Source organism: Bacillota bacterium (assembly GCA_040754315.1).
In the GTDB taxonomy this organism is placed as follows: Bacteria; Bacillota; Sulfobacillia; order DUSP01; family JBFMCS01; genus JBFMCS01.
The window spans coordinates 1-12,236 of the sequence record JBFMCS010000033.1 but is presented as its reverse complement, the minus strand read 5'-3'; the positions used below and the strand labels follow the sequence as shown (position 1 = coordinate 12,236).

The following is a 12,236-nucleotide window of genomic DNA, read 5'->3' as shown; positions in this document are numbered from 1 at the left end:
GTCATCACCCAGCGCCTAAAAAGACCGGGCATGTTCTGGAGCCTGAAGGAAGCCGCCATGATCGCCCTTTGCTACAGCCGCTCAGCAATACATTCGATGATTTCTGAGCCCGCTTCAGGGCCAACAACTACATGGCCACTCGCAAAGCTCTTCGATCATAAGTCTTTGGAAACAAGTAACGACTCCCCACCCGCTGTGCTGGATTGGGTGTGGAAGATTGCCGCTGGCCCATTTCAGCCCCACCGACTCGCCTCCAGATAAGGAGTAGCGCTACGTAAGTTGGGATAAAGCAACTATCCCTGCCGTTTATTTACTCACAGAATTGTCGTGCACCCAGTGATTGCGGCATGTTGACACGACATCATAGGTCCTGTAGAATTTAGTGTGTCGCATTGCCTTTTGGAGGGAGACGATAGTCAACCCTATGGACGTCAGTGACAGTACTGACGGAAGTCAGCCTCCCTTATGTTGGTACCGACAATCAGAAAGCATAACCTGTGTTCCGGTCGCTCCGGAAGGCGGGCTGTGCTTTTGTTGTTGTTATGCGCTTCATGATCGTGGCCTGAATTGTGCCCTTAGGGCGTCCGCTGTCTGTGAGCTCTATACGTTACTCCATATCTCCAGGGAGCACCCTGCGTAAGCATGACAAGGTGAAAGCCGAGCAGCTTGAAAACGGCCATGCCGCGGCATCGAAAACGATCGCAGGGCGCCAGATCTGAAGAGGTCCATATAAAAAGAGTACGCGTTATTCTGACATGCGTGTTGGGTTAGCCCCACGGGTGCCAGCAGATGGCAGGACGTGTCATAATATTCCTGGGAAGTTGTGGGACAGGGCGCTGCATGGTAGGATTTTGATCACGCATGTTATTCTACATGCGATAAACTGAGGAGAAAGTAAATGGACAATGAGTCACTTCTTACGTTAATTGGTATAATAGTACTGTTATCCTTATCTGCGTTTTTTTCCGCCAGCGAGACTGCATATTCTTCATTGAATCGTACTCGCATCAAGATTATGAGTCAAAATGGTAGCAGGCGCGCGAGCCTTGTACTGAAGCTTTCGGAGAAGTACGACAGTCTTTTGTCTACTCTATTGATCGGTAATAATATCGTTAACATTGCGATTTCCGCAATTGGTACGGTGTGGTTTGTAGATCGGCTGGGCAATGCTGGAGCTGCAGTCTCTACGCTCGTCATGACTATTATTGTGCTTATATTTGGCGAAATCTCACCGAAAAGCCTTGCCAAAGAATCACCTGAGCGCTTGGCAATATCTGTAGCACCTGTGCTCAAACTGCTCATAACCCTACTCTATCCCGTGAATCAAATGTTCATGTATTGGAAAAGACTTCTCTCCAGGATATTCCAAAACTCAGAGACAACCCGTGTCACCGAAGGCGAGCTGCTGACACTCGTGGACGAGGCTCATGAGGACGGAGGTATCGACGAGGAGGAAAAAAACCTTATACGAAACATATTTGAGTTCGACGACCTCACCGCTGGGGAGATCGCCACCCACCGGACCGAAGTTTCCCTGCTTTGGATGGACGAGAGCGTGGAGCAGTGGGAGCAGACCATTCATGACAGCCGCCACTCCCTATATCCAGTGTGCGACGAGACGGTGGACGACGTTGTCGGTGTCCTGAACGCCAAGGACTATTTCCGCCTGTCCGACAGAAGCCGCAAGAGCATTATGGAGCAGGCGGTGAAACCCGCCTACTTCATCCCGCAGAGCGTCAAGGCGGACATCCTGTTTCGCAATATGAAACGCGTCCGCGAACACATGGGGGTGGTGTTGGATGAATACGGCGGAATGCTGGGCATCGTGACAATGAACGATTTGGTGGAACAGCTTGTGGGTAAGTTTGACAAGAATACCGACACGTCCATATCCACGCCTTTAATTGATCGCATTGACTCGAAGACATGGAAGATACACGGCTCCGCACCGCTTGACAAGGTTGCGGAGGCTTTGGGCGTCGCGTTGCCCTGCGAAGATTACGACACCTTCGGCGGGCTAGTGTTCGGAGCGCTTGGCGAGATCCCCGAGGACGGCAGCCGCTTCGAGCTGGAGACCGAGGGCCTCGTCATCAAAGTGACGGAGATAACCGAACACCGGATCGAAAAAGCCATCGTTTGCCTGGAGGAGCCGGAACTTGATAGATGTAAGTAGTTCGAACTTAAAAGGTCCACGTTGACGATAGTAGGTTTTTTTGGTATCCGCCGCATGCCCCAGCAGGCTCCTACCCTTGGTGGGTCGGGGCTCCGTGGCGGGACTTACGTTTGCAGGGATATTGTAGGCCAGGATGCCGACCCCCCCCCCCAGTACTCGTTTACCATCAAGGCCGTCATGGGGCACCGCTTGAGTCCGTAGCAGCGCTTCAGATGACTGATCCTGCCGTCACCCCCCCTCACCACCGCCTTGTTCGGCGAAACCAGCGGTGGAATTGTCGAAAATGGACCTCTCAACCTTCCCTTTTCCCTCACCCGTTGCCATCTCTTCTTATGATCTTGCGGAACCCTGGGTACCAGGTCTGGGTCCCGCATCACCGCTGGGATTCCAGTCATCCTACCTGGCGCCCGGAGTGTCCGGCGTGGCAAGAACCTGTCTCTAGGGGTGACTAGCGCGTGGTTGCGGTTGCCAGTTGGAAAAGATGCTGCAAACTGCCAAACAAAAGATGGAGCGGGAGACGGGAATCGAACCCGCACGACCAGCTTGGAAGGCTGGGGCTCTGCCATTGAGCTACTCCCGCAACAGTCCCTGTGAGCATTTAGTATAGCGCAGGACAATACTGAAGTCAAAAAACGCCAGACGCCTGAACGCTGAGATAACAGCGGTTTTCTGGTCGGGGCGCCGGGATTCGAACCCGGGGCCCCCAGCTCCCAAAGCTGGTGCGCTACCAAGCTGCGCTACGCCCCGATACCGCCACAATTAGTATAGCCTTGTGCAGTCTAAGGTGTCAATCACAGTCTTAAGCGCCATATAGCAGCGACTTGAGGTCGGGCACCAAGGCTTCCAGGGCCCTTGCACGATGGCTCAACAAGTTTTTCTCCTCCATTGACATCTCGGCAAAGGTCTTTCCCAAAGGACCATAATAGAACACCGGGTCATAGCCAAACCCGCCGGCCCCCACTGGCTTCCGGAGTATGGTGCCTTCACACGTGCCCTCTCTCAGTACACACCAGCCGGATACGTCGACCAGGGCAAGCACACACCGGAACCGCGCCGTCCTGCGCTCCTCAGCTATGTGCTCCATTTCCTTAAGGAGCTTGGCAATGTTGTCACTGTCAGTGGCTTCATCTCCAGCGTACCGTGAGGAAAATGGCCCCGGGGCACCCCTCAGGGCATCCACCTCAATCCCGGAATCATCAGCAAGGGCCAGGTGGCGGGTGGCCGAGGCAGCCCATGTGGCCTTGGAGACGGCGTTTGACACATAGCTGGAACCCTCGGGCGGAGGTTCACCCACCCCGCTGAAGTCCAAGAGTGAAAGAACCTCTGCATCGATCCCCTCCCTGGAAAGCATGCTCCTGAACTCCAGGGCCTTGCCGGCATTCGCGGTGGCCAGCACCAGTCTCCTCATATGCCGGGTTTCACCCCGATTCCCCCCGCGAGGCTCCCCAACACATTGCGCTGCACGGTCACGAGTTCTGAGATACCCCTGTAGGCAAGCCGCAGCAGGGTTTCCATCTCACCCTGAGTGAAGGGAGCCTGCTCGCCTGTGCCCTGGATCTCAACGATCTGGCCAAGTCCTGTCATGACGATATTCATGTCGACCCTGGCATTGGCATCCTCAGAGAAACAGAGGTCCAGCAAGAATGCATCCCTCACTACCCCGGCACTGGTGGCGGCCACGAAATCTGAAACCGGTATCCCCTGTATCTTCCCCTCGCCTGCCAGGCGGTCAAGGGCCAGCACCAAGGCGACGAAAGCCCCAGTGATGGAGGCAGTCCTAGTACCCCCGTCAGCCTGTATTACGTCGCAATCCACCCATATCGTGCGTTCACCCAGGGCGCCGAGGTCCAGGACGGACCTGAGGCTCCTGCCTATGAGCCGCTGTATTTCCAGGGTCCTTCCTCCCGGGCGCCCCTTGGTAGATTCCCTTGTGTTTCTCACTGGAGTGGCCCTGGGCAACATGGAGTATTCTGCGGTGAGCCAGCCGTGACCGGTGGATTTCACGAATTGCGGCACCTTGTCTTCGATACTGGCGGTACAGATTACTTTGGTATCCCCAAACTCCGCCAGGCATGACCCTTCTGGGTACCTGAGGTATTCCCGGGTTATTCTCACAGGCCTCATCTGGTCGGGCCTCCGGCCATCGGATCTTATCATCTGGACTTTGCGCCTCCCGTGTATGATACAAAAAGGGCTGGGCCCCATAGTGCAAGGTTCCGGAGCCCGCTCCAATGGGATTCGTTCCCTTGCGGCCACCGCCCTATACGCGATTCAGGGGTGTCAACTCCGGGTGCCGGTGAAGTACTTGATCATGCCAGCGGAGAGGGCTTCAGCCACTCGCCGCTGGAACGCGGGGTCCCTGAGGAGTTTCTCTTCCTGAGGGTTGGAAATGTATCCTGTTTCCACCAGGACCGAAGGCATGTTGGTCTCCAGCAACACCAGGAACATGGCCTTGCGAACGCCCCTGTCCTCGAACCCAAGGGCTTTGACCAGCGTGTCTCTCATGATCTCCGCCAGTTGTATCGTGGTATCCAGCTTCGAACAATGATAAACCTCTATCCCCCGTTTCGAGCTGTCATTAAAGGAATTGGCATGGACGGATATGAGAACATCCGTCCTGAAGGCATTGGCCATATATACCCGGTCCCTCACCTCGACGGTCTGGTCACCGGTCCTAGTCATCCGGACCTCGGCACCTTGACCCTCGAGGATCTCCCTGAGCATATGGGATATGGCAAGCGTGAACTCCTTTTCATATATCCCGCTGTAGCTTATGGCACCCGGATCAGAACCACCGTGTCCCGGGTCTATCATGATGCGTTTCCCGCGCAGCAGGTTGGAGCCGCCTATGTCCACAACCACACGCCCTTGCTGGCCACTGGAAACCACGGAGAAGCTGGTATCCTCCAGCAGGTCTACCTCCAGGGTTACGCTGGGCGGGCTCATCCTCCGCTCCTCTACCCTGATTGCAGCAATGTTTCCCTGGTTAACGACGAACTCCGTTTCCTCAAGCCCCCAGGTCGTTGAAGGAATGGTAACTACCAGGCGTTTCTTGTCCTTAGTCACCTCGGCATTGACTGGTCCAGTGGCATCCAGCGTAAGCCTGGAGCCCCCTGACCACGAGTCCCAGTTCATGGCGTTAATGCGCGCGAGGAAGCTGATTACCAGGCCTTCCGGGGTGGTTTCCACGTCATAGGTGTTCAGATTATCGGTCTCCACTACCACCCGGACGATGTCGGGATTCACCTGGAATTGGCCAACCCTGATCTTCTTGATACCCTCACTGTTATTGGCCAGGATAGGCGGGAAGTCCCGCGATACCGTGGTCCCGGGGATGTCCACCACAAGCCTGGGCGGGTCGCCTAGTTTCGAGACCCTGTGGGACACCGGACCTGTAGCCTTCACCAGGATGACAGGACCGTCTCGGGTGGACTGGACTTCTACCGCTGTGACAATATGCCTGACTAGGAGACTCAGGCTCTCCCCCGAGGGAGAGACAGCCAGTTCATAGCGGACGGGCTCGGAGAGGTCGAACACCAGCCGGGCAACATCGGGATTGGTGCTGACCATCCCCGTGCGCATCCTCAGCACTGGCCCAGCCTCAATGGGAAACATGCTATAGGGTAACGCCAGAACCAGGCCGGGGAAGTCAAGGAGAAGCCTGTGAGGGACCTGCCCGTCTGCCTCTAGGGTCTTCACGGAACAGACCTGGAGCCCTCGTCCCCCTACTGTAAAGAGAACACCTTCACTGGTCACCTCGTAAGACAGGGAACCCACATGCAGTTTCCCAGCGGTGGCAGGAGGAGGAGCCACAGGACTATCAACCCGGACCGTCCGGGTCTTCTCATCCCAGGAAACCTCGGCGCCCAGTGCCGTGGCGACAAACCTTATCGGAACCATAGTCCGGGAGTCGATGATGCTTGGAGGCACATCCAATGGCACGCTCTTGCCGTTGACCACCGCAGTGGGCTCACCTATGCGGAGGCTCAGCGAGGTGCCTGCTCTCTCTACGGTCACCGTCCTGGTGCTGCCGTCCCAGTCCACCTTGGCACCCAGGGATTCGGAGACCACCCGGATGGGCACTAGCGTCCTTCCCCCAACGATCCTGGGAGGCACGTCCGCAATAATATGTGTTCCGTCAATAAGCAGCTGAATGCCGGAAGAAGCGTATACGGTGGGCGGAGTCCCCGCCACGAGAAGGGCCGTCACTACATAAGTCACGATGAAGATCTTAAAAGGTACGCCGTTCCGGCTCAAAAGGCGCACTCCTTTCCAGGCAAGTTGACGGAAAGTGAGACCTTCATTGGCGTTTTCGACCATAAACGGCAAAATCCTGCATGAAGAGAAAGCAATTGGGGCGGCCAGTCTTTCACATCTGTAATAGTTGAGGCGTAGGATGAACCGTCAAGGAGGGAGCCGCATGAAGAAGGAACCCCCCGTGAGCCTTCCCTGCGCCGATGCGGGCACCCGGTACTGCCCCTGCTTCCTAGCACTCGTTGGAGAGTGCCTAACCTGCACCCACCTGCAGGGCTTTGACCTCTGTGACTGCTCCTGGCCAGGCCTCTGCGTCCTGCAGCACTTCCAGTGGGAGAGTGGAGTGCCTCGTCCAGGCAGGGAGGAGGTTCGCTCCCGGATCATTGATGTGCGGAGACTGAGCGATACCCATGTCTCGTTCACCTTTTCGGTGCCATCCTCAGTGACGCCGGAGCTGGCACAACCGGGCGCTATGGTATTTGCCAGGGCAATACACGAACCCAGCCGTTTCGACGTACCGCTCACCATCTATGACACGGGGGAAGATTCAGCCACCGTGGTTCTGGAGGTGGTGGGGCCCAAGACTCGCTCCCTGGCCTCCTGGGTCCAGCGACCTGGGAATCTCGGTGACGTATGGGTCCGGGGTCCCTACTTCAATGGTGTCTTCGGAGGGCGGTACTTGAAGGCATTGCACTCCTCTAGGGCCCTCCTGGTGTTAAGGGGTACCGGCCAGGCAACCTCCTTGTCAGTGGCGAGGGAAATGGTGAGGCACCGTAACCTCTTATGGGCGCTCCTGGACCCGGGACCCTTGGAGCACAACTTGGCCGAGGAGGCCCTGCGAGAATTGGGCGTCCAGGTGTTCGATATCGATCTCAGGACAAAGACAGGGGAAGAATTCCTTGCCTCTTGCCTGGAGAGGTTCCAGCCCGCCCTGGTGTTCAGCGGCGGGGCCGACGGCCAGCACTACCGCTTGGAGAGACTCATGGAGGCCAGGAACCTAAGGGCAACCCTGACAGGCTCTAACAACTGCATCATGGTGTGCGCCGAGGGCACCTGCGGCGCCTGTATAACCCGACTCCGCAGTGGCGGCAAGTTCAGGGCATGCAAGGGGGACGCTCCGGTAAATGACGTGTTCCTTGACACATCCCTCCTATGGAAGCCTGAAGACAGGGATAAAGGCCCCCGCGAGGGCGGCCGGGTAACGCCCCTCCGGAGGCCTGAGAAAGGGTGAGTGGCTTACTCACAGATCATGAAAGCCGCCCTGGGGGCGGCATCAATATTTGGTGGAGGCGCCGGCTTCGCAGCCGGGTCCGCAAGGCGCCAAGCATAAGCGTCTACGAGCGTATCCCCTGATTCCTTGTTTCGCCCTTAACCCTGCCTCAGGGGCAAGGACTAGTTAACGGCTATCCCGAGAGGTTTCCCTCCGCGCCCACGGGCAACTGCGCGAAGGTACCCCACTTTTTGTCGCCTGTTCCGTTCCGGTGGGAGCGGAACGGGCAAGCGTGGCTGCTAATCAGGCAGCCAGTGCGTATTCAGTGTTGGCTTTTGTGCTTTTCCGCGGTTTACGAGTCGCGGACTCGGCTCGCAGCTGGTGCCCAACCATCCCGCGTCGAGACTATTTCGCCCCCATGTTTACTTGCCTTTCAAAGCCCTCTCCATCTTTCGCCTGTCGTCCCTTTCCTGCATGTCCTGCCGCTTGTCATACAGTCTCTTGCCTTTGGCAAGAGCCACTTCCACCTTGGCCTTCCCGGATGAGCCGAAGTAAAGCCTGAGAGGGACCAGGGTATAACCCTTCTCCCTCACCTTCCCGGCCAACCTCCTGATCTCGGCCTTGTGAAGCAAGAGTTTCCGCACTCTCAAGGGATCCTGCTCATCCGTGGGCGCCTTATCGTAGGGGCTGATGTGGACGTTGTGGAGGAATACCTGGCCACCTTCCACCACAGCGTAACCGTCGCGCAGGTTGGCTCTTCCAGCACGGAGGGACTTGACCTCGGCACCGGTAAGTACCAATCCCGCCTCGATAACCTCGTCCACATGGTAGTCATGGCGGGCCTTCCTGTTGTCAGCAACCAACCTTTCCTTGCTCGCCTTCAACTTTGAGCCCCCCGGTAAAGAACCTCCTTGTCTTCTCCGCGAAGACAACGAGGCATGCGCATCTCTCACTAAGATTATATGCTTTACGACCAGAAAACACAAGGCAATGGCCAATTAATGGATGCGAACCGTCTAGGCGGTACCAAGATCACCGGCAAGCGTAAGATCCAGGGTCCTGGCTTCAAGATCCACGGCCGAGACCACAACGTCTACCTTGTCACCCAGCCTGAACCGTTTCTTGGTTCGGCTCCCGACAAGGCTGTAGGTTTCCTCACGGAATTCGTAGTAGTCATCAGCCAGGCATCTTACATGCACAAATCCTTCGGCCCCGTTGCCCATTTGCACGTAGAAGCCATAGGGGACTACCCCAGAGATGATCCCTCCGAACACCTGTCCCAGCTTCTGCCTCATATGCCTCAAGGTCTTCAGCTCAGCCATATTTCTCTCGGCCTCTTTTGCGTTACGCTCCCTCTCAGACGAATGGTGGGCCAGGTCCGGGAAGCTCTCCTGCCATCGCTTGAAGCACTTGGAGGAGTACCGCCCTGTTAGGAAGGCACTTACCACACGGTGCGCCACCATGTCAGGATACCGCCTTATCGGTGAGGTGAAGTGGCAGTAAAAGGGAGCCTGCAACCCGAAGTGGATGGATGGGGAGGCTTCATACCTTGCCAATTTCAGCGATCTCAAGGCTACGACGTTGACAAGATCTTCCTCAGGTCTTCCCCGGCTCTTCTCCAGGGCCTCCCTGAGCAGCCTCGGTCGGACCCGCCTGGGTCGCCTCCGGAGATAGCCTATCCGGAAGAGAAACTCCCCGAGCGCCTCCATCTTCGCAGGGTCCGGTTCCTCGTGCACCCTGTAGATGAAGGGAAGTCCCTTCGTCGCGGCCATCCGTGCCACCAGTTCATTGGCAACAAGCATAAACTCCTCAATGATGGAGTGGGAACGATATCTTGGGGCCGCGGAGATGTCCAGCGGATTGCCGTTTATGTCCAGGGTAATCTCCTGCTCAGCACTGAAAAGGTCCAGGGCACCCCGTTCCATCCTGGCTTCCCTAAGCATGAATGCCAGCTTGGCCATGTCCCGCAGGGGAACCGGTGCGGGCTCTCCAGTGTCCAGGGCATGATCAACCTCGGCATATGTGAGCCGGGCCTTGCTCTGGATAATGCTTCGACCCAGGGAGTGGCCAGTCATCTTGCCATCCAGGCTATAGTCCATGAACACGCTAAGGGCTAGCCTTTTCTCGCCCGGCCTCAGGCTACATAGGTCAGTGCTGAGCCTCTCCGGCAGCATGTGGACCACACTGTCCATCAAGTAGACGCTGGTGCCCCTCTTACGCGCCTCATTATCGATGGGGCTTCCCTCGGTAACGTAATAGGACACATCGGCTATGTGTACTCCCAGACGGTAACTGTCCTTCTTCTTCTCCAGGGACACCGCATCGTCGAAATCCTTTGCGTCTTCCCCATCAATGGTCACCAGCGGCAGGGAGCACAGGTCCCATCGACCCTTAATCTCCCCCGCATCCGGGGGCCTGAGTCCGTTCGCCTGCTGGAGCACCTCTTGGGAGAACTCCTTTGTGAGCCCGAACTTCTCCAGGATGAAGGGGAGGTCACTAGTGGCATCCGATGCTAGCCCCAGACGCTTCAACACTCGGCCCTGCGGCCCCTTCCGGCCCTGGGGCCACCTGGTGACCTCCACCACCACTCGCTCTCCGTCCAGGGCTCCCATACTGTCCCTGGAGGCTACGGCGATCGGCCAAACCAACCGCTTGTTGTCGGGCTTGAGGAAGTCGAAGGGCTCACCCCTCTCGTAGGTGCCTGCTACAATGAGGTTCCGCCTCTCCAGCACCCGAACCACGATGGCTTGCCCGTGGGACGGCCTGGCAAGCACACGATCGCCATCCATTGCCCCACCCATGTCCTCTTCAGCAACGTAAAGGTCCCTGCCCGGCATGAGGATGTGACCGAAACCCCTGGAGTGTACCTGTATCTCCCCTACCACAAGACTCATGCGCTCGGGAACGCTGTAGCTTCCCGCCCGGGTCTTGACAATTGAGCCCTGCTTCTCCATGCGGGCCAGCATCCCGCCTAAAATACCAGCATCAGCGCTTTGAAGATCCAGGGCATCCAGGAGCGCCTCCAGTCGCAAGGGACGGTAGGACTTCTGCCTCATATACCTCAGGACCTGTTCTTCGTTTACCACTATAGACCTATCTCCCCCGCTATGCCCCGCATCGCTTCGAGACCCATAGAAACGAAGTCGTCAAGTCCTAACCCAAGTTCACCACAGGCCCTGATGGTCTCACGGTTTGCTCCCTTGGCAAAAGCCTTCTCATCAAACCTCTTTAGCACGAAAGCCGAGTCTATGCTGGCGAGATTCTTATCCGGATGTATTAGGGCCGAGGCCACTATGAGCCCGGTGAGGGGATCCGAACAGTAAAGGGCCTTCTCCATGAGTGTCTCCCTGGGTAACCCGTGGTACTCGTTGTGGGACCTCACAGCCTGGACTATGCCTGAGTCAATACCCATTTCCTCCAGCACCTTGGCTCCTACCAGGGAGTGGCGCGCCGGGTCATCCTTTGTCTCCTCATAATCGAGGTCGTGGAGAACCCCGGCTAGCCCCCACCGGTCAGGGTCCTCGCCGAAGTGGGTTGCCAGGCGTCTCATGACTGCCTCCACAGCAAGCACGTGTTTTATGAGGTTCTTTGTCTTGATCCTGGCCTTGACTTCCCTTATAGCCTCATCTCTGGTCATGTCCTCGGCGCGCCAAGGCGCCCCTACCTCCCTTCATTTACAGTTCCTCCTAACGGCCAGTGTTCCCTTTGGCCTTCAGGTACGTGCCCTTTGCCTCAGCAGCCACCTGGCCGTTCTCCAGGAGAATCCTGGCCTCCAGCAGTGTACCGGCGCGGCCCTGGGACACTTGCCGAGCTTGTACCCTTATGGGATGCTCAATGGGAACCGGTTTCTTGAACCGTGTCTCTAGCCTGGCCGTGAAGGAATCACACCCCTGGGACCATACCAGTCGCCCCATGGCCTCATCCAGTATTGCGCAGATGATGCCACCATGAACCATGCCGGGATAGCCTTGGTGCTCAGGCAAGGGGGAAAAATCCGACACGTACAGGTCGTTCTCCTCCCGGAACACGAGCTTTAGCCCTATGGGGTTATCCCGGCCGCAGCCAAAACACATCGGAACGGACTCCTTCATGAACAGCACCCCCTCTTAGCCAAAAAGGGCGCCGTAACGGCACCCTTATCTGGCTAGGCAAGCACCACAGCCTAGCCTCGGAAAACCGACAGTATGAGGGCGGAAATCATGAAGACCGCCGCAGCCAGGACTGTCGCCCTGGACAGCATATGATCTAGGCTCTTCTTCTTCTTGCCCAGGATCTTCTCAGCCCCGCCCCCGATGGTGCCGAGGCCAGCGCTCTTCCCTGACTGCAGGAGAATAACGACAATCAAGCCTAGGGTAATCAAAACGTGAACGTACGTGAGGATGTCAAAGACCATCCAACCACCCCTCCCCCAACACCTGACGACTCATATTCTAGCACATTCACAGACCTAAGACAAATGTAAGGGCCTCTTTGGGTGCACGACAATCTTATGAGTAAATAATTGGCAATTCCACTTTAGAGAACCTACCGGAGGCTATTCGGCCGATAGCGAGCCCAGAATTCGTCAAATCTGCCGCTGAGCAGGCAGCAGCGCAAGGC

At 56.9% G+C, this 12,236-nt stretch carries 10 protein-coding genes, 2 tRNA genes and 1 other RNA gene; 2 read left to right on the top strand and 11 right to left on the bottom strand.

The window, feature by feature from the left end:
* Positions 1-898 precede the first annotated feature (898 nt).
* Positions 899-2,173 (top strand): hemolysin family protein, encoded by a 1,275-nt coding sequence (locus AB1576_06570; GenBank protein ID MEW6081427.1) that lies wholly within the window; start codon positions 899-901, stop codon positions 2,171-2,173.
* A gap of 506 nt (positions 2,174-2,679) precedes the next feature.
* Here the strand turns inward: AB1576_06570 and AB1576_06565 are convergent.
* The 5 genes from AB1576_06565 to AB1576_06545 all read right to left on the bottom strand — a co-directional run bounded on the left by AB1576_06565 (position 2,680) and on the right by AB1576_06545 (position 6,430).
* Positions 2,680-2,753, bottom strand: a tRNA-Gly gene (locus AB1576_06565).
* Positions 2,754-2,843: 90 nt separating this feature from the next.
* Positions 2,844-2,920, bottom strand: a tRNA-Pro gene (locus tag AB1576_06560).
* Positions 2,921-2,972: 52 nt separating this feature from the next.
* On the bottom strand, positions 2,973-3,581 hold the full coding sequence (gene rdgB / locus AB1576_06555) for an RdgB/HAM1 family non-canonical purine NTP pyrophosphatase (protein ID MEW6081426.1): 609 nt from the start codon (positions 3,579-3,581) through the stop codon (positions 2,973-2,975).
* Positions 3,578-4,327 carry a ribonuclease PH gene (rph, locus tag AB1576_06550; GenBank protein ID MEW6081425.1) on the bottom strand — a complete coding sequence of 250 codons (750 nt, stop codon included), beginning with the start codon at positions 4,325-4,327 and terminating at the stop codon, positions 3,578-3,580. The genes rdgB and rph overlap by 4 nt, the downstream gene beginning before the upstream one ends.
* Positions 4,328-4,453: 126 nt before the next feature.
* Positions 4,454-6,430 (bottom strand): N-acetylmuramoyl-L-alanine amidase family protein, encoded by a 1,977-nt coding sequence (locus AB1576_06545; GenBank protein ID MEW6081424.1) that lies wholly within the window; start codon positions 6,428-6,430, stop codon positions 4,454-4,456.
* A 163-nt stretch (positions 6,431-6,593) separates the two neighbouring features.
* Here AB1576_06545 and AB1576_06540 point away from each other — a divergent pair, with 163 nt between their 5' ends.
* The gene (locus AB1576_06540) at positions 6,594-7,658 is read left to right on the top strand and encodes a hypothetical protein (protein MEW6081423.1); all 1,065 of its coding nucleotides are present in this window, start codon (positions 6,594-6,596) and stop codon (positions 7,656-7,658) included.
* A gap of 50 nt (positions 7,659-7,708) precedes the next feature.
* Here AB1576_06540 and ssrA read toward each other — a convergent pair.
* The 6 genes from ssrA to secG form a co-directional block, all read right to left on the bottom strand.
* Positions 7,709-8,055, bottom strand: a transfer-messenger RNA (tmRNA) gene (gene ssrA / locus AB1576_06535).
* 4 nt (positions 8,056-8,059) lie between these two features.
* Complete coding sequence (smpB, locus tag AB1576_06530) at positions 8,060-8,521, bottom strand: SsrA-binding protein SmpB (GenBank protein MEW6081422.1); 462 nt, start codon at positions 8,519-8,521, stop codon at positions 8,060-8,062.
* 132 nt (positions 8,522-8,653) lie between these two features.
* The gene (rnr, locus tag AB1576_06525) at positions 8,654-10,723 is read right to left on the bottom strand and encodes a ribonuclease R (GenBank protein MEW6081421.1); all 2,070 of its coding nucleotides are present in this window, start codon (positions 10,721-10,723) and stop codon (positions 8,654-8,656) included.
* Positions 10,723-11,274, bottom strand: coding sequence for an HDIG domain-containing metalloprotein (locus tag AB1576_06520; GenBank protein ID MEW6081420.1), 552 nt, complete (start codon positions 11,272-11,274; stop codon positions 10,723-10,725). Before AB1576_06520 ends, rnr begins: the two co-directional genes overlap by 1 nt.
* Positions 11,275-11,323: 49 nt before the next feature.
* Positions 11,324-11,728 (bottom strand): PaaI family thioesterase, encoded by a 405-nt coding sequence (locus AB1576_06515; GenBank protein MEW6081419.1) that lies wholly within the window; start codon positions 11,726-11,728, stop codon positions 11,324-11,326.
* A gap of 71 nt (positions 11,729-11,799) precedes the next feature.
* A complete protein-coding gene (gene secG, locus AB1576_06510) occupies positions 11,800-12,030 on the bottom strand; it encodes a preprotein translocase subunit SecG (protein MEW6081418.1) in 231 nt (76 codons plus the stop codon).
* Between the last annotated feature and the right edge of the window lie 206 nt (positions 12,031-12,236).